General features: G+C 42.5%; 15 protein-coding genes and 1 pseudogene. 3 read left to right on the top strand and 13 right to left on the bottom strand.

The window, feature by feature from the left end:
- Nucleotides 1-210 precede the first annotated feature (210 nt).
- The 8 genes and pseudogenes from HXY43_RS22275 to plsX all read right to left on the bottom strand — a co-directional run bounded on the left by HXY43_RS22275 (nt 211) and on the right by plsX (nt 7,041).
- Nucleotides 211-849, bottom strand: coding sequence for a 1-acyl-sn-glycerol-3-phosphate acyltransferase (locus HXY43_RS22275; protein ID WP_290887934.1), 639 nt, complete (start codon nt 847-849; stop codon nt 211-213).
- A 303-nt stretch (nt 850-1,152) separates the two neighbouring features.
- Nucleotides 1,153-1,410 carry a BrnA antitoxin family protein gene (locus tag HXY43_RS22270; RefSeq protein WP_026734334.1) on the bottom strand — a complete coding sequence of 86 codons (258 nt, stop codon included), beginning with the start codon at nt 1,408-1,410 and terminating at the stop codon, nt 1,153-1,155.
- A 102-nt stretch (nt 1,411-1,512) separates the two neighbouring features.
- Nucleotides 1,513-1,629: pseudogene (locus HXY43_RS22265) on the bottom strand (BrnT family toxin); the annotation flags it as partial.
- A gap of 281 nt (nt 1,630-1,910) precedes the next feature.
- Nucleotides 1,911-2,810: a phosphate ABC transporter substrate-binding protein gene (locus tag HXY43_RS22260; protein WP_290887929.1), complete on the bottom strand. Its 900-nt coding sequence runs from the start codon at nt 2,808-2,810 to the stop codon at nt 1,911-1,913.
- Between the two features lie 10 nt (nt 2,811-2,820).
- On the bottom strand, nt 2,821-3,843 hold the full coding sequence (locus HXY43_RS22255; RefSeq protein WP_290887926.1) for a serine/threonine-protein kinase: 1,023 nt from the start codon (nt 3,841-3,843) through the stop codon (nt 2,821-2,823).
- A 51-nt stretch (nt 3,844-3,894) separates the two neighbouring features.
- Nucleotides 3,895-4,773, bottom strand: a complete 879-nt coding sequence (gene fabD / locus HXY43_RS22250) for an ACP S-malonyltransferase (RefSeq protein ID WP_290887923.1) — start codon at nt 4,771-4,773, stop codon at nt 3,895-3,897.
- A 106-nt stretch (nt 4,774-4,879) separates the two neighbouring features.
- The gene (locus HXY43_RS22245) at nt 4,880-5,872 is read right to left on the bottom strand and encodes a beta-ketoacyl-ACP synthase III (RefSeq protein ID WP_290887920.1); all 993 of its coding nucleotides are present in this window, start codon (nt 5,870-5,872) and stop codon (nt 4,880-4,882) included.
- A 125-nt stretch (nt 5,873-5,997) separates the two neighbouring features.
- Complete coding sequence (plsX, locus tag HXY43_RS22240) at nt 5,998-7,041, bottom strand: phosphate acyltransferase PlsX (RefSeq protein WP_290887917.1); 1,044 nt, start codon at nt 7,039-7,041, stop codon at nt 5,998-6,000.
- A 996-nt stretch (nt 7,042-8,037) separates the two neighbouring features.
- On the opposite strand from plsX, the gene HXY43_RS22235 reads away from it, so the two are divergent.
- A complete protein-coding gene (locus HXY43_RS22235) occupies nt 8,038-9,360 on the top strand; it encodes a D-alanyl-D-alanine carboxypeptidase (protein WP_290887914.1) in 1,323 nt (440 codons plus the stop codon).
- 324 nt (nt 9,361-9,684) lie between these two features.
- Here the strand turns inward: HXY43_RS22235 and HXY43_RS22230 are convergent, their stop codons facing one another.
- The 5 genes from HXY43_RS22230 to metG all read right to left on the bottom strand — a co-directional run bounded on the left by HXY43_RS22230 (nt 9,685) and on the right by metG (nt 14,912).
- Nucleotides 9,685-9,834 (bottom strand): hypothetical protein, encoded by a 150-nt coding sequence (locus HXY43_RS22230; RefSeq protein ID WP_290887911.1) that lies wholly within the window; start codon nt 9,832-9,834, stop codon nt 9,685-9,687.
- 381 nt (nt 9,835-10,215) lie between these two features.
- Nucleotides 10,216-10,983, bottom strand: a complete 768-nt coding sequence (locus tag HXY43_RS22225) for a hypothetical protein (RefSeq protein ID WP_290887908.1) — start codon at nt 10,981-10,983, stop codon at nt 10,216-10,218.
- Between the two features lie 291 nt (nt 10,984-11,274).
- Nucleotides 11,275-12,537, bottom strand: a complete 1,263-nt coding sequence (lptC, locus tag HXY43_RS22220) for an LPS export ABC transporter periplasmic protein LptC (protein ID WP_290887905.1) — start codon at nt 12,535-12,537, stop codon at nt 11,275-11,277.
- Nucleotides 12,534-13,163 (bottom strand): NYN domain-containing protein, encoded by a 630-nt coding sequence (locus HXY43_RS22215; protein ID WP_026734319.1) that lies wholly within the window; start codon nt 13,161-13,163, stop codon nt 12,534-12,536. The genes lptC and HXY43_RS22215 overlap by 4 nt, the downstream gene beginning before the upstream one ends.
- A gap of 153 nt (nt 13,164-13,316) precedes the next feature.
- A complete protein-coding gene (gene metG, locus HXY43_RS22210) occupies nt 13,317-14,912 on the bottom strand; it encodes a methionine--tRNA ligase (RefSeq protein WP_290887902.1) in 1,596 nt (531 codons plus the stop codon).
- A 744-nt stretch (nt 14,913-15,656) separates the two neighbouring features.
- Here metG and HXY43_RS22205 point away from each other — a divergent pair.
- On the top strand, nt 15,657-16,379 hold the full coding sequence (locus tag HXY43_RS22205; protein WP_290887900.1) for a 1-acyl-sn-glycerol-3-phosphate acyltransferase: 723 nt from the start codon (nt 15,657-15,659) through the stop codon (nt 16,377-16,379).
- A gap of 79 nt (nt 16,380-16,458) precedes the next feature.
- Entirely contained in the window at nt 16,459-17,295 is an 837-nt protein-coding gene (locus HXY43_RS22200; protein ID WP_290887897.1) for an alpha/beta fold hydrolase, read from the top strand.
- Nucleotides 17,296-17,518 lie beyond the last annotated feature (223 nt).

Raw genomic sequence — 17,518 nt, 5'->3', positions numbered from 1 at the left:
GGTTAGTGGTTAGTGGTTAGTGGTTAGTGGTTAGTGGTTAGTGGTTAGTGGTTAGTGGTTAGTGGTTAGTGGTTAGTGGAGTAGGACTACTAGCTACTAACTACTAACAACCAACAACCAACCATCAACAATCAACATTTAACTTATAGGCTTTCAGTGCCAATAACCACTTCCCTAGTGTATATTTCCTGCCTACTCTATCTATCTCTTTTATCGCCCTAACTCGTGCAGGGCATTGATTGCCACAGCACACTTTTGCGTTAGCGCTTCTAACTCCTCTTTATCTGTGGAACTGGGTGGTTCAATCAAATCGCCAATTCTCACTGTTACAGGAACTGCACGAGGAAGCAGCGCACCTTTTTGCTCAATTTCCTGCGTACCCCACAAACAAACTGGCAATAATGGTGCTTTTGCCTTTGCAGCAATCAGTGCTGCGCCTCGCTTCGGATCTGTAACGCGTCCATCTAGGGTGCGAGTACCTTGTAAAAAAACACCGACAGCCCATCCTTCATCAAGATATTTGAGGGCTGCACGAATGGCGGCGCGATCGGCACTACCCCGACTGACTGGATAAGCACCATATAATTCAATTGCTTGTTTCAAAACTGGAATTTTAAACAGTTCTTCTTTGGCCATGTAAGCCACAGGACGGCGTACACAGTTGGAAATAATCGGTGGATCGTAGTTACTAGCATGATTGCTTACCACTACTAAAGGCCCGCTGAGGGGGACTTTTTCTGCACCATAAACTTTACCCCGAAAATAAATGCGCAACATGGGGTTAACGACAGACCACTTAAAGGCGTGGTAGAGTAAAAGACTTGCGAATGGTTCGCGACTTTTGGTCACAGAAGATAATTGAAATCAGACAGAATTTCAGGATAAGCGATCGCTACTACTTTTGATCGTTAAAGTTAGTTATTGGATCAATTACCACTTATCTGTGATGTTAGCAAGTTATTTTAGGGCGATTATCCCGCAGCAAACCAGCCAGTAACTTGAGATTAAACACAAAAAGATAACTTTGCGGTTACATCCCCACAGTCTCGGTAGTATAAGGTTCCTGTTGAGCAGCTACCAGACTCTTTTGCAAAACGACCGAGGTTTACCGCCAGTCCGCTCCAGCAAGGTTGTTAGCCCTCAGCAAGTACCTTATCGCTCAATACGCTTAAGTTCTTCGCGAATGACTCTGCGTAAGGTTTCCTCCAAAGGCTCACGGCTTTGCTGAATATACTGTCGCAAGGCTTCATTAATTAAGGTTTGGTAGTTTCCTCCACCTGCTAAATGAACTTGCTCACGAAACCACGTTAGAACCTCATCATCTAACCGAATTGTGATGCGAGTTTTTCCAGGTGGGGTTGGGTCGATAGCCCCTCGCTTACCTTGACTAAAATCATATTCTGCTTTCATGACTATCCCTCCTCGTATTGCTGTCGTTCTTGCCGAGTTGCTTTGCGGGCGGGCAGAAATAAGGCGAATTTCATCGTCCCGTAGCGTGTAGACAACCACCAAAACTCTGCCAAATGCATCGTTACCGATCGTGACGAACCGTTCTTCGTCAAACCGATCGTCTGGAATAGTAATTGCCAGATCATCTGAGAAAACGGATACTGCATCAGCGAAGTCGATACCATGCTTGCGAAGATTGGCCGCTGCCTTATCCCTATTCTATTGGTAAGCCATCTCAATTATAGTATGTACACCTGTACATACTAACAGGACAAGCTCTGATCGCATTCGTTTGCTCTGTTTGACTAATAAAAAATCTATTATGAGTGTGCGATCGCCTGTTTTTCGATTGACTAAGCAAACACTGTAAGATAATTTAGACAAAATTATGGATAAAAATTAAAGATAAGCGATCGCCACCACTTTGGATTGTTACAGTCAGTTACCAGAGTAATTGTCAACTACAAATCTTGTTTTACCTGCGGTGAAGTTGCATAGCCTAAGAATGCTTTTGCTGCATCATTGGCAGGGGTTTTATATACGTAAAATAACTGACGTTGGTAGGGATAATTCGACGCACCTGGATTGATACCATCAACGCTTACAATCCTCACTTGAGTTTGGTTAGCTACCTGTTTATATGTAGCGTAACCGATACCATTTTTTTTCAGTTGTTGGATTAAACCTGTAGTTTCGTCCCTTTTCAAAGTGATACAGTTAGAACCTGTACAAAAATCATTTCTTTTCAAGACTAATTCTTTAAAAGCCTGATGTGTACCACTGTGTAGCGGACGATTAATCACCCGAATTGGAACTGAATCACCGCCAATTTGCGACCAATTAGTGATTTTTCCTTGAAATATATCTGCTGCTTGAGTATCGGTGAAACCGCCCTTAAAGGGATTATCTGTACCTACTATGATTGCTATAGCATCATCACTAATTGTTACTGCTTGTAGTCCTTTGTTTTTTTCATCATCGGTGAGAGGACGAGATACCGCAGCAATATCGATATTACCTGTAATTAAATCCTGAATTCCTCTTTCAGAACCGCGAGCATTAGTGATGACTGTAGTACCAGGATATTTATCTTGAAAGCTTTTTTGAAGTTTTTGATTAATATTTACCATGCTGGTAGAACCGTCAATTCTTACCTCAGTACCGACAGTAACTGAAGTAAGGACAGGAAAAGATGGAATACTTGGAACTGGCGAAGGTGAATTATGATTGTTGGCTTTTTCAGATAATCCATTGTTGTTTTGGGAATCATTTTGTTGATGAAAAAACCACCAACCACCGACTAATAACAAAAGCAATAGCAGAATAAAAACAATCGGAGGAGGACTGCTTCTCTTTCTCATACTTATTCATTTATACTCGTGGTTGTTCAGACATACCCCATAGCCAGTTCCAAACATTGACTGTGACGCGTCCTGCTTTTTCTCCCATCAACCAGTAAACAAAACCATTTTGGGTAGGGGAAGTAATGATAGGCTGAGTTTTTTCAAAAAATAGCAACAAAGCTTGCAAAACTTCCTCAGCAGATTGGTATCTGTCTCTAATACTAATGTGCAACAATTTATCTAAAATTTTACTTAATTCTGCACTAATTGATGTTCTTGGTGGTAAATATTCCCGCCATCGCCAACACTGATTTGCACTGTCATACATCTCAATTGCAGTCGGAATTCCTGTTAACATTTGCACACAGGTAACACCTAAACTGTAAAGGTCACTGGTGTAATCGACCTTACCATGTTCCATTTGCTCGGGTGGTGCGTATCCCCGCGTACCGATTAAAGTTCCTGGCTGCATTAAATATGTCTCGGAAATAAGTTTTGCACAGCCAAAATCAATTAGTACTGGCTTGCTGTCTATTTTTCTACGAATAATATTTTGCGGTTTAATATCGCGGTGAATGACTCGATTTTGATGAATAAACTGTAGAACTGGTAATAAATCCTGCAAAAGTTGCCAAATATGGGCTTCGTTATAGACTCTCTGTTGCAACTCTTGTTCTAAAGTCAAACCTTCAATAAATTCTTGTACTAGATACAGCTTTTGCTCTTGTTGAAAGTGAGCAAACAAAGTTGGAATCTGTGGGTGAGTTCCTAAATCATCTAATCTCTTGGCTTCTTGATTAAATAATTCAATTGCTTTACGCAGAACTTGCGGGTGCTGTGACGAAAAGTGAAACTGCTTAACTGCACGGTAGGGCTTATAAGGCATATCTTCATCTATTGCCAAAAGAGTCTGCCCAAATGCGCCTCTACCCAAGACATGAATTGGGCGATAGCGCATCCTTAGCAATAGCAGAGAACCACAACTTGAGCAAATTTCTGCTGTATTTGGATTATGAGGACTGCGACATTCGGGATTTACGCACAGAGTCATAAAAGCATGAATTACATGAATCTACTATAGACAGCAAAAGTTAAGAAAAAGTTAAGCAGGTAATTCCGCAATATTACGGACATTTTCTAATATTAAGCCGGGGCAGGTGCGTTTAACTAAACCAGTTAATACATTACCAGGGCCAATTTCCACTACTCGCTCTATACCATTTTCTGGTAATGCTAGTGAAATTTCTCGCCAGCGCACTCCTCCTATCATTTGTTGTGTCAGTCGCTGTTTTAACACTTCTGCCTTGACGGCGGGAACAGGCTCTACATTTGATAAAATTGGCACATTAGCATCACGAAATTCTACCGGGGCTAAAACATTTTGAAATTCTGTGGCTGCTACTGCCATTAAAGGCGAATGAAATGCACCAGAGACTTTTAAAGGAATCGCACGTTTTGCCTTTACTTGGGTCATTACTGCTTCTACAGCTGCTGGTGTGCCAGAAATGACAACTTGTACAGGACTGTTATCATTTGCCACTACTACATCAGGAGTTTCGGCAATGACTTTTTCTAGTTTTTCGCGGTCAAAATTCATTAAAGCTGCCATCATTCCGCCAGCAGCGGTTTCCATGAGTTCGGCACGACGCTTCACCAAACGCAACCCTGCCGACCATTCAAACACGCCAGCGACATAAAGAGCAGTGTATTCTCCTAAACTATGGCCGGCAACTAAATCTGGTTGTTCTTTTTTTTGGAGAAGATCGGCGAGAATACTTTCTACTACGTATAGACAAGGCTGAGTGTAGAGGGTATGTGCTAGCTTGTCGGCATCATTTTGACAAATTTCAATTACAGACCATCCCAAAATTTCTTCGGCTTGGGCAAACTTATCCTTTGCCGATGGCACATCTAGTAAATCTATTCCCATTCCCAGTGATTGGGAGCCTTGTCCAGGAAATACCCAAGCGGTTTTAGTCATTAGTCATTAGTCAAGAGTCAAGAGTCAAGAGTCAAGAGTCAAAGCAAGTAAAAAGTCAAAGGTAAAAAGTAAAAAGAGGAATCATTTCTTTTGACTTTTGACTTTTCTATTTGCCCCATTGAAAAATAGCCGCTCCCCACGTCAGCCCAGCACCAAAACCTGATGCGACAATGATGTCATCGACTTTAATTTTGCCCTGTCGCACAACTTCATCAAGAGCAAGGGGAATAGAGGCGGCAGAGGTGTTGCCATAGTAGGCAAGATTACTGATAACTTTATGTTCTGGAATATTCAGGCGCTGGGCAACGGCGTCGAGAATACGTTGATTAGCTTGATGCAATAGTAGCCAGTCTACTTGCTCTACACTCAGGTTAGCGCGAAACAAGGCTTTGTCTATAATTTCTGGAACTTGCTGTACGGCAAAGCGATAAACTTCTTTGCCATTCATCGTGATGGGCTGGAAGTTACCTTTACCAACACTAACGCCTGGAATCAGTTCTGTGGACTCAGGTGTATAGGGAAGGTTAAGGCAATCGTTTTGAGTGCCATCACTTCTAAGTTCAAATCCTAGTAAGCGATCGCTCTGGTTTGCCTGCAATACTACCGCCCCAGCACCATCGCCGAACAACACGCAGGTACGTCGATCTTGCCAGTCCACCCATCGAGAGAGAATGTCTGCTCCAATCAGCAATACATTTTGATATACACCAGTTCTGATAAATTGGGCTGCTGTGACTAGTCCAAACACAAAGCCGGAGCAAGCAGCTGTCATATCAAATGCTACTGCTCTTGTGGCTCCCAGTTTTGCTTGAATTTGACAGGCACTACCAAATAAATCATCGGGCGTAGAAGTTGCCAGCAAAATCAGATCCAACTGTTGCGGTGTAATTCCAGCCATTGCGATCGCCTGACTACTGGCAGCAGTGGCAAGTTCTGCCAGAGATTCGCCAGCTTTCGCCAAATGCCGTTGACGAATTCCTGTTCTCGTGCTGATCCACTCATCTGATGTTTCAACCAGTTCCGTCAGTCCCTGGTTATCTAGGAAAGTAGCTGGCAGCGCTGAGCCACTTCCTGTAATTGCTATTCCTATTGTTTTCACTCCGGTTTCTCCCAAGCTATCAGCTTTTTGTCATTGGTCATTTGTTTAGTTGTTAGTTGTTTGTTGCTAGTTGTTTGTTGTTTATTCCAACCAACCATCATCAACCAACAAATAACAAAATTTGACTATTGACTACTTTCGGGCTGTAGTTGCCCGGAGGATTGATTTTGATATTGAGACTGGATTCTTTGCAGCACCTGGTTGTCTACAGCTTCTTTTGCTAAGCGAATGGCATTAAAAATCGAAGGTGCTTGGGAGCTACCATGACCAATAATACAAATGCCGTCTACACCTAAAAGCAAAGCACCTCCGTGTTCTGCATGGTCTATTCGCTGTTTAATCCGCTTTAAATTCGGTTTTAAAATTGCTGTACCAACTTGACCTTGTAATCCTTGGGGTAACTCTTCTCTAATAATTTGCAGCATCACTTCTCCGACCGCTTCGGCAAATTTCAACAACACATTGCCTACAAAGCCGTCACATACTATCACATCAAACTGACCGGAAAGTACATCGCGTCCTTCAGCATTGCCAATAAAAGCAATTTGAGAATTTTCCCGCAGCAGTTGATGGGCGCGAACAGCTGCATCATTACCTTTGCAGTCTTCCTCACCGATGTTCAACAAACCTATTTTTGGTTCAGGAACACCCAAGACGTACTGACTATATATCGATCCCATAACTGCAAACTGCTCTAAAAATTTTGGACGGCAGTCTACATTAGCGCCAACATCAAGTATTAATACTTGCTTGCTGGCTACCATCGTGGGAAACACCGCACCAATTGCTGGTCGGTCAATTCCGGGCAGTCGTCCCAAACGTAGCAAAGCTGCTGCCATTGCTGCGCCTGAGTGACCGGCAGAAATCACACCATCTGCCTGTCCCTGCTTGACTAAATCCATCGCCACGTTAATCGAAGCCTTGGGCTTGCGTCTGACACCGCTCAAAGGCTCCTCATCCATCGCGATCGCGTCCTCAGCCGGAACGATCTGCACCTGCGCCAAATTTATTTTTGGTGGCAGGACTGCTTTAATTTTTTGGGGATCACCCACCAACAAGACTTCCACACCCAATTCTTCTCGTGCTCGCAGTGCGCCAGCGATGATTTCACCGGGTGCGTGATCCCCTCCCATTGCGTCAATTGCGATCCGTACGCAAGTCGATCCCATTGCTCAGAGCTTCTAGAAACCTTACAAATTTTACCAGATGCCTTTGCTGAAATTAGTAGATTTGTGGGTGCTAAATCACATTCTTCAACTCAAGGTACAAGTCAATAGTATAAAGTATGAAGCAAACCTACGGATAAACCCAAGGTTTGTATCTACTTTATCCTCTAGCTTTTATCCTTTATGTTTTCAACAAAAGAACTGACAAGCCCAACATAGCACGAATTACTCCCCTCTCTTACTGAAGAAATTACGTACCATACTGATTTTTTGAGACTGGAGAGATTTGTTGTTTGTTGTTTGTTGTTTGTTGGTGGTTAGTGGGCAAGAGGCAATGGGCATAGGAAAAATCAGTACTTCAATTCCCAATCCCCCATTCCCAATTCCTCACGCCTCATTCTCCACTCCCTAATAGAAAATTAGCCTGATTGGAGCTTGATTTCTGGAAGATATGGGAAAGACAATTTATATTTCCTTACCACAGTATGGATATTAAATTGTTATCAAGTCAAACTTGACTTGATTGCAGGATTAGTACTATAGTTATTTTTCACACAGTAAATACTGTATTTTCTTGGACAACAATGTAAATTAGCAGTCCATCTTAAAAACCTTTAATACATCAAAATAGTATCACCATTTATGTATTTTTACACCTATTTTCACTGAAATAAAAATATTTTTTATACATAGTTTATCTTGGAGAGCTTTTATATTTTTATATAATGCTATTTTTATTTACTTTGATTTGTGTATTTGTGTCTGGGCAGAGTAATAACTGAGAAGCGGCAATATGAATAAACACTGCCAGATACAATCTTTTTTACCTGTGACAATAGGATGATTGTTTTTTTATACTAAAACTTTGTTACGCATTCCGCGTTGGTGTGCCAAAATCAACAGTTATGAATAAATTACTTAAAGCTAAGCAGCTTGCAGTACTTATATAAAATCTAACAAAAAAGCGAAGTGGCATATTTGCGTAGAGAGGAGTGAAGAATGCTGGAATTAATTGGATCGGGTTTGATTTCAATTTGGCTCGAAATGGCTGGGGTGAAGGTTAAGCCTGTAGATCCTTTGGATATGTTAGCTTGGCAAAGTAGTCCCGGTTTGATTCTTGCCTCCGATCCAAATCCAGCTGGAGTCACTACAGTGCAGCAGTACCTAAAGGGGCTGGCAACATCGAAATTAGTGACGGCGAACTTAGTCCAGAATCAAGGAATTTGGATACAGTCGGGACCAATGCTGATGGCTAATCACCAAGGTACGACTCCTTTGCCTGCTGCTTCCTTAACTAAGATAGCCACCTCTCTAGTCGCCTTAAAAAGGTGGGGATCAGACCATCAATTTGAGACTTTGATCGGTGCAACTGGACCAATACAAAATGGGGTATTACAAGGTGATTTAGTCGTTATGGGTGGTGGCGATCCTTTATTTGTTTGGGAAGAAGCGATCGCCCTTGGTAATACTCTCAACAAAATGGGCATCAAGAAAGTCAAAGGAAATTTGGTAATTACTGGTAATTTCGCCATGAATTTCCAACGGCATCCGTTGCTAGCAGGCCAGTTACTCAAGCAAGCACTAAATTACACCACTTGGCCCCGTGGGGTTGCTTTTCATTACTATCTCATGCCTAAAGGCACACCCAAACCGCAAGTTGTCATTGCCGGTACTGTGAAAGTAGAAGCGCAACCAAAACCGCAACAAACTTTGCTGGTGCGTCACCGTTCCTTGCCTATGCAGCAACTAATCAAGGAAATGAACGTTTTCAGCAACAATGAGATGGCAGAAATGCTAGCGGAATCAGTAGGGGGTCATACTGTTGTACAGTCAACGGCTGCCCAAATGGCGAGGATACCAGAGTCAGAAATTCAATTAATCAACGGTTCAGGGCTGGGAGTCGAAAATCGCATTTCTCCCAGGGCTGCCTGTGCAATGTTAATGGCGATTCAACAGGAAGCACTCGCACGTGGGCTGAATTTAGCAGACTTGTTTCCCACGTCCGGGTTCGATCAACGGGGAACTTTGCACGCCAGACACATTCCGACTGCCACTGTGATTAAAACTGGCACTCTCAACGATGTTAGTGCTTTAGCAGGAGTTATGCCCACACGCGATCGCGGTTTGGTTTGGTTTGCTATTATCAACCGCGGCCCCTACGTACCAACTTTCCGGGCTGAACAAGACAAGCTGCTGCAACGTCTTTTACAGCAACTACAAATAGTTCAGAGTGTTCCTCCTGTCCTCACTCCCCACTCACCCATCAATTCTGTGCCGCGACTGGGTGCAGCTAGTCGTAATGAAGTTTTGTTTAAGAGTTAGTTAATAGAATTAAGTCAAGTACTCCGCACCGTGCTGATGAGCTGTTGTCCGTCCGGTGCGGCAAAGCGTTAGCTATTTGCTGTGCCGTTTGGTTGCTTACAAAGATCGGTTGATTATGACTCAATACGGTTCAGTTAAGGTTTTGATCCCCCCTAACCCCCCTTGAAAAGTATCGAAAAAAGCAAATGCTCTCTAGGCAAATTTGAAACTCAAGTCTACACACTCAGCTCAGAGACTCTGACAACTAACGGGTCGGTTCACCCGCCGCCCTTAGCCTTGAATGCTCAACAAGTAACCTCTCGGCGGTCGGGTGCAACCGAATTGTTAGACCGCCGCCTCACCGCCATCATCTGCTGCTTGCATTTGCTTCAAAACGGCTGCTTGAATCTTAGCGTCAAAGTCAGGATCATCTACAGTCGTAATAACGTTGCGTGGGCGATTACTAAGCCTATCCAAATAGGCTCGAAGAGCCACCTTATCCTCACGATGTCTGAGAAAGTGTTGTCTTAACTCCTGATCTGACATAGCAGCATAGTTAACTTGACTCATCAGAAAACCTCTCCACTTGGCGTAATCTGGAATTCTAGATTTTCAGTATTTCCAGCCAAAACGTACAGATTATTTGTTCGGTCGTCAATGCAGACGAGATGTACAGGCTGAAGCATAATATACGTTAGCCAATAGCTAAGACGATATAAACCTCTCAATTGCGCATCAGTAGGCATTTATGTTGGTCACTCCACACACCTTTGATTCTAGCATTCGCCTTGTGAACACTAGAATCAATGAGAGATTTAACGATCCGTATCATAAATTGGCTGCCAACACAGCGTTTAACACTTGCCCATTATTAGGCTACCCACCCAGTGCAGTGACCCGTGCTGCAAGTGTTGCCAAGCTAACTGCAATACCTTGCACATCTTCGGCTTGTTTTTGTTGCAAGCTCGATAATTGTTGTTGAAGGTTGTTAACTTGCTGCTGAAGCGTGTTAACTCTGTTCTCCAAAGATTGCACACGTCCCACGAGTCCTTCTACTGCCTGTACCCTTCCCGCGAGTCCTTCTATTGCTTGTATGCGTCCCGCGAGTCCATTAATGTTAGTTCCTTGAACAGTCAGAGAACCTGTAATATCAACGTTTCCTTGAAATACTGCTGCTATACCATTACTAAAAGCTACTAACCCCACACCAGTGTTGCTTACAGCCTTCACCCCAACACCAGCACCCTTGTGCTCACCCCACACGCCCGCAGGTCCATTCTCGATACCAGCAGTTTCACCATACACGCCTACCCATTTCGTGCTTTTGCCAATTACGCCAGAGCCATTTTCTGCTTCTCCCAGCACACCTGGTCCTTCTACTCCCTTATGTATCCCATGAACAGCAGGGTTAAATCTCGCCTTGCTCTCACCCCGTACTCCAGCACCTGTGTCATTCGCCCCGAAAACTCCAGCACCACCTATCGTGCTTTGACTAATTCCCTCGACTCCGTTCCAGTTTTTGCCAACTCCTCTAACACCAACAGAGTCACCTTGACCGACAATGCCTATCGTCCTTTCTCCTGCCGAAGCCGTTCCAATGATGGCAACACTATCATTTCCTGTAGCTGTTTCGTTTATAGCCATCTGAATTTCTCCTCCACGTTGTTGATTGACCGCGCGTCTAACTATTTATTATACGGAATTTTTCCGTATATCTCCCTAGAACGGGATCAAAAGCCGAAACTTTCTGTATATTTCCCCATAAGAGGTGCGAAAGCCGAAACTTTCTGTATATCTGCCCATAAACGGGATAAAAAGCCGAATTTTTCTACATAAAATCTCATACTAAATGCGAAAACCCAAGCGTAAATATTTTCTCTTGGGTTTGCAATTGCAACGTGGCGATCGCCTGCTTTATTTTTGGTTTACTCTTAACTATTGACTCTTGATTTTTTCCTGCGGAACAATCTCTGTCACCACTCTATTTTGAGAATTACCGCCACTAACAACTATATTTTCTGTTTGGATATTACCGACAGCTTTTTCACCAGTAAAAGTCATTGGCGGATCGGCTTGTTTATAAACCACATCACCTTGGGCTTCCATTAACTTTTTGTCAAGATACCAAGTTAATGTTTTTGATTTGAGGGACTGGCGTTTTTGCCCAACACCGTTGACATTACCTGTTAAATAAACAGTTTTTTGTGGTATCTTCAATTCACCTTTATTTGCAGTCACTATCACATTCTCGGCACGATGAAACACACGCACAGGAGCATTTGTGGTAACAATTTCTGTGTTCAAGTTCCAACTCATGGAGTTGCTAGCAATCTGCATAGGTGGTTCTAGCAATTCTATTTGGGCATTTTTGGTGATAGTGGCAATTTTAGTTTTCAAGTTAACTTCCGCAGCTTCTCCTTTACCACGGTCAGTAATTTGATTATTTTTATAACGGTCAATTTGTACCGGGCGATCGGCAATTAATTTCTCGTCTTTAATCTGCCAAACTAAGTGTTCTGTTCGTACTTGCAATGGCGGATCGGCAGAGTTTGCAACTACCCCCCCAGAAAAATCTATGCGTTGAGTTCGGGTTTTCACTCGTGCTTCTCTTGCCACTGCTTTTAGTTGTTTGTGAGTACCGTTGAGTTGGTTGCGGACTATCAATAAATCTTCTTGAGGACGCCATTCCAATTCGTTGCCGCGCAACACTGTACCACTTTTAGGGTCTGTAGCAATGATTTTTCCCTTCAGAAATAATTGCTTACCATCTTGTTCGATATCTGCCTGTTCTGCCTGTACTTGGTAGACTATTTTGCCGTCTTGGTACAGTTCACCATATGGATTTTCAACCTGACCAATTTGTCTTTCTTGGGTGTATTTTGCCTGTTTCCCCCTAACTTTCCAAATTGGTCGCCCGACTTCATCTGCCTGTTCCAGGGTGACATCAAAGAAAGTTAATTTGCTCTCTGAGTCTTGGGGAGTTTCAACAGGTGATTTATTCAATGTGCGAGTACCCCCACAGGCAGCTAGCCCAATTATCAGGAGGAAGGTAAGAGGCAAAATCTGGAAGGAGTGGGGAAGTGGGGGAGTGGGAGAGTGAAGGAGTGGGGAAGTGGAGGAGTGGGAGAAATCTTTTTTTCTACTTCTCCCCCTCTCCCTATCTCCCCATCTCCCCATCTTCTTCGATTGCTGCTTCATTCCGGAATTTCCAAATGTCCCTCAGTATCTCTGGGTTGGTCTAAAAAATCTATACCGGCCAGGGGTCGATACGGATAGGTTTGGCGTGGAGTTTTTTGGATATCTTCTTTGATGGCTTCTAAATCTATATAGCGATCGCTCACATTGATTAAGCTGTCACTGGTCATCGAACGCAAACTCACTACTTCTACTCGCACACCACGATAGCTAACTGAATTCACTGCATATGCTAGATCGCCATCGCCACTGACTAACACTGCTGTATCATAGGAATCCACCAAAGCCATCATATCCACGGCAATTTCTACATCTAAGTTAGCCTTTTTTGAGCCATCTGGCAGTTGTACCAAATCTTTTGCTATAACTCTATAACCGTTGCGGCGCATCCAAAGTAAAAAACCCTGTTGCTTCTCATTTGTCCGGTCTACACCAGTATAAAAGAAAGCACGCAATAGTCTGGAGCCGCCTGTCAATCTACACAGTAACTTGGTGTAATCTATTTCGATACCTAATTGTAATGCTGCATAAAATAAATTTGAGCCATCAATAAATATGGCAACACGACCTCGATTCTCTAAAACTTGCTCTGGCGTGAAGATCGAGTCGTTTTCCAGATGATTTAACATTGTTGTCATGCCTCATTTTTTATCAAAGAAATAATTGATACTTGATTTTTGAGATTTACATACAAGATAGAAGGACTTATGATAATCTTTGGGGCTAATCAAATCAGCCCCGATCAAGTGAAAAAATCAAAGATTGAAAAGAACTAGCTAATGTTATTTAGATGGTTCTATGCGTTTAAAAACTGGACGGGGTTCAGCCAATTTTTGTTTATTAGTTAGTACTCCCCATGTACCATGAATGTCAAAGGGAGCAGCGATCGCAGTTTGTGCTTGATTATTAAAGTCGATGTCAAAGCCCATTTGCTGGTAGATATCGCTACTGATATTCGGAATCACCGGAGACAAGAGATAAGCTGCTAACCTCACTGATTCCAAGACAGTGTACAATACTTGTTCTGTTGCCTGTTGCTGCCCTTGTTTATATAAAGACCAAGGAGCTTGTTCATCAATAAACTTGTTACTGGCGCGCACCAGATTCAGTATTGCCTCGCAGGCTTGATTGAAGGCTAGCGCTTCATAAGCATTTTTTACTTGTTCCCCTAGACGTAAACCAGTTGATTTCAAAGGACTGTCGATCGGAATATCTTCATTTGTAATTGAGGGCACATTGCCAGCGCAGTATTTTTTCACCATGTTCAAAGTACGATTGAGCAAATTTCCTAAGTCGTTTGCCAAATCTGCATTTAGAACATTAATGAATCTAACTTCATTAAAGTCGCCATCCTTGCCAAATTCGATTTCCTTAAGGAAGTAATAACGAACGGCATCTGCACCATAATTTGCAATCAGTGCAACGGGATCGAGAGTATTACCAAGGCTTTTACCCATTTTCTGACCATCTTTGGTTAAAAAGCCGTGTCCAAATACTCTTTCTGGTAGAGGCAACCCAGCTGACATCAGCATTGCTGGCCAGTAAACTGCATGAAAGCGTAAGATATCCTTACCAATTAAATGCAAGTTAATCGGCCACCATTTTACTAGGGCGTTTTCTAAAGTCGGTTCCGCATCTTCTGCCAGCAAAGCCGTCACATAACCTAGCAGTGCATCAAACCAAACATAAAGAGTATGATTGGGATCGGTTGGGACTGGAAAACCCCAATCTACATTCACCCGTGAAATTGAAAAGTCTTGCAATCCCTGTTTAACAAAGTTTAGGACTTCATTGCGGCGGCTTTCTGGTTGGATAAAATCCGGTTGAGATTGGTAGAGTGCTTCGAGTTGAGTTTGATATTTAGATAAGCGAAAAAAGTAGTTTTGTTCGTCTCGCCACTCTGCTTCTTTGTTCGGATGAAGAGGACAGCGGTGTCCTTCTAGCAGTTCTCGTTCTTCTTTGAATTCTTCGCAAGAAACGCAATACCAGCCTTTTTGTTGCCCCTGGTAGATATCACCTTTTTCCCAAACTCGCTGGAAGAATTCTTTGACAATCCTTTCGTGGCGGGGATCGCTAGTCCGGATAAAGCGATCGTACTTGATATTTAGCAACTGCCACAAGGAAACAAAGCCAGCAGACATTTCATCACAAAAAGTTTTTGGTGGCAAGCCTTTGCTTTCAGCAGTCCGCTGAATTTTTTGTCCGTGCTCATCTGTACCTGTCACCAGCAGTACCGGACGTCCCAACAGTCTCTGGAAGCGTGCCAGCACATCTGCTGCGATCGTTGTATACGCACTGCCGATGTGGGGTAAATCGTTTACGTAATATAGCGGTGTTGTGAGTGCAAATGTTTTTTCTGTTTTATCCACTAGATTCATGCACAATAAAAAACAACTTGTTAAAACAATTTTCCTATCTTACTTTTTTGGCTAAAACCACGCAATTATATAATATAACCATCATATTTTCAAGTTACATTATAATATTAGCAAATTTATCCAGTTCAGTATTGGTTTTGAAGAGGTACAATTTCAGTTAATTTCTGCCAAAAAGGTATAAACTCGCAGCTATTAATCTTCTGTAAAACCTTTTTGTTTAATTGATTGTGACAATAAAAATACCTAATAGCTAGAGAGAGCAAGGGAAAAGGAATTTCACTTCTACATGGTATGCAATTGCTCATGGGTTTTCTATCAAAACACAGCATAAAGAGAAAATGCTAATAATGTTTATTTCATCTATTTCCAGCGGTAAATCAATTTTGTTGATGACAAGCTGTGATGAAAATATAGATTCAATCAAAGACGGCACAATACAGCAGGATAAAACCTAAGAGATTTCCATACTTTCATTGTCAGAATTTCTATCTTGAATGAAAATGGAGTGTGGCACATTCTATACCTCTACTTCGTGCAGGAGTGAAGATGAGAGGTTATCGGGAAGATGGATTGGCATAGCTTGTGATGTAATGAAATAACATGAGCTATTGTCCGAGCAAAGATTTTACTAAGCTTGTAGATAAAGATATTTCTACCTTAAGGAAGTCCCCACTTTGGTAAAGAAATGTAAGAATCATGTATAGAAAAACACCTAAATCTATGGAAAAGTTATATTGAAGAGTTATGAGTGTAAACAGCCCTCTGAATTTTTCTCGCTGTTTGTTGGCGGCACTCTCGACACAAATGTTTCGTTACTATGAGGATCGCATTCCCCAAGACGCTAGTGTGTTAGTAGTAAGCAATCACCGCAGTTTCATGGATGCACCCATTTTAATGTCAGCGCTATCCAGTCCAATTCGGTTTGCTTGTCATCACTACATGGGGCAAGTGCCAGTAATGCGAGAAATAGTCACGGGGTTGGGATGCTTTCCCCTAGAGGCGAACCAACAACGTCAGCAAAGCTTTTTTAAGCGAGCACAACAACTGTTGCAATCAAAGCAATTAGTAGGAGTGTTTCCGGAAGGAACAGAACCAATGGTGAAATTTACCCAGCCCAATAGGATGGGTGAGTTTCAACGAGGATTTGCTCATCTGGCATTACGAACCAATGTCAAAGATTTGGCAATTTTGCCAGTTGCGATCGCCTCCCTAGAAGAAGTTAACACATCTGCTGTACCCTTAAGACTATTGAGCTTGTTTGACCCTTCAGAACCTCTATTTAATCAACCCGGTTTCCATCCCTTGGTCATATACAATCGTGTTGCGGTGCTAATTGGTCGCCCTTACTGGATTACACCCCAACACCAACAACAATACCAGGGCAAACATGCGAAAACTGTTGTGGTTGAACTAACAGAACACTGTCGCAATGAAATAGCCAACTTGCTGCGTGAAGGATGTTATTAATTAAGTCCAAAGTCAAAAAGTCAAGAGTCAAAAGTTTTTGACCCTTGACCCTTGACCCTTGACCCTTGACCCTTGACCAATGACCATCCTAAAAGTAGAGCTAAAGCCTTGTTTCCTCGCTCCCAGACGTCTCCAGCCAGAATATCCCTTGTTTGTATACTTGCCCGGGATGGATGGTACTGGTCAACTTTTGCGAACTCAAACAGTGGGATTAGAAGCTGGTTTTGATGTTCGATGTCTGGCAATTCCACGAGAGGATCTGACTAGTTGGGAAGTGCTGACTAATAATGTACTAGACTTGATTCATACCGAATTGGAAAAAAGTTCCCAGCGACCAGTTTACTTATGTGGTGAATCTTTTGGAGGTTGTTTAGCTCAAAAAGTAGCAGCAGCAGCACCACAGTTATTTAAGCGAATTATTCTCATCAATCCTGCTTCTAGCTTTCACCTTCGTCCTTTGTACGAATGGGCATCGCAATTTTCTTACTTAGTGCCATCATGCTTTTTTGACATTGGTGCGTTGGGGTTGTTGCCATTTTTAGCCTCACTATCGCGGATTTCTAGAAGCGATCGCCAAGAACTTTTGCGAACTATGCGTTCTGTACCAGCAGAAACAGTACTTTGGCGATTGTCTTTAATTAGAGAATTTCATATTGATGAACAACAGTTGCGTCAGTTAACTCAACCTGTTTTGCTAGTTGCCAGCATCCTAGACCGACTGTTGCCTTCTCTTAGTGAAGCAGAACGATTAGCTAATATTTTGCCGAACGCCAAAATGGTGGTATTACCCGAAAGTGGACACGCCTGCTTGTTGGAAACAGATATTAATCTCTACGAAATCATGAAATCTAACAATTTCCTGAAAACTAGTGCTGAAGCAGTTAAGGCGATAGAGGTTAGGGATAGAGTAAGGTGAAGGGCGATCGCATTTCTCAGTAAATGTAAGTATTAAGTAGATAAAATGTCATATATTTGACAAAAAACATCAATAATGTACTTGGTAAGCCCATGTAACATTACACGGCGTTGCTGAATCAAGATATGAATTTACAATTCACGGGTATGTAGAGACGTAGCATTGCTACGTCTCTACAATGATTTGGCATCGAACTACAAAAATGTATGCACACATAATTCAT

The sequence above is a fragment of the Fischerella sp. genome (genome assembly GCF_013388695.1).
Taxonomy (GTDB): domain Bacteria; phylum Cyanobacteriota; class Cyanobacteriia; order Cyanobacteriales; family Nostocaceae; genus PCC9605.
Note: the sequence above shows the minus strand (reverse complement) of the source record. Positions and strands in the feature narration are given on the sequence as shown.

What these genes read in the sequence shown, in the direction of transcription:
- HXY43_RS22235 (WP_290887914.1), top strand. Translation starts at nt 8,038, where the DNA reads ATGCTGGAATTAATTGGATCGGGTTTGATTTCAATTTGGCTCGAAATG.
- HXY43_RS22270 (WP_026734334.1), bottom strand. Translation starts at nt 1,410, where the DNA reads ATGAAAGCAGAATATGATTTTAGTCAAGGTAAGCGAGGGGCTATCGAC.
- lptC (WP_290887905.1), bottom strand. Translation starts at nt 12,537, where the DNA reads ATGAAGCAGCAATCGAAGAAGATGGGGAGATGGGGAGATAGGGAGAGG.
- metG (WP_290887902.1), bottom strand. Translation starts at nt 14,912, where the DNA reads ATGAATCTAGTGGATAAAACAGAAAAAACATTTGCACTCACAACACCG.
- HXY43_RS22225 (WP_290887908.1), bottom strand. Translation starts at nt 10,983, where the DNA reads ATGGCTATAAACGAAACAGCTACAGGAAATGATAGTGTTGCCATCATT.
- fabD (WP_290887923.1), bottom strand. Translation starts at nt 4,773, where the DNA reads ATGACTAAAACCGCTTGGGTATTTCCTGGACAAGGCTCCCAATCACTG.
- HXY43_RS22215 (WP_026734319.1), bottom strand. Translation starts at nt 13,163, where the DNA reads ATGTTAAATCATCTGGAAAACGACTCGATCTTCACGCCAGAGCAAGTT.
- HXY43_RS22260 (WP_290887929.1), bottom strand. Translation starts at nt 2,810, where the DNA reads ATGAGAAAGAGAAGCAGTCCTCCTCCGATTGTTTTTATTCTGCTATTG.
- HXY43_RS22200 (WP_290887897.1), top strand. Translation starts at nt 16,459, where the DNA reads ATGACCATCCTAAAAGTAGAGCTAAAGCCTTGTTTCCTCGCTCCCAGA.
- plsX (WP_290887917.1), bottom strand. Translation starts at nt 7,041, where the DNA reads ATGGGATCGACTTGCGTACGGATCGCAATTGACGCAATGGGAGGGGAT.
- HXY43_RS22205 (WP_290887900.1), top strand. Translation starts at nt 15,657, where the DNA reads ATGAGTGTAAACAGCCCTCTGAATTTTTCTCGCTGTTTGTTGGCGGCA.
- HXY43_RS22255 (WP_290887926.1), bottom strand. Translation starts at nt 3,843, where the DNA reads ATGACTCTGTGCGTAAATCCCGAATGTCGCAGTCCTCATAATCCAAAT.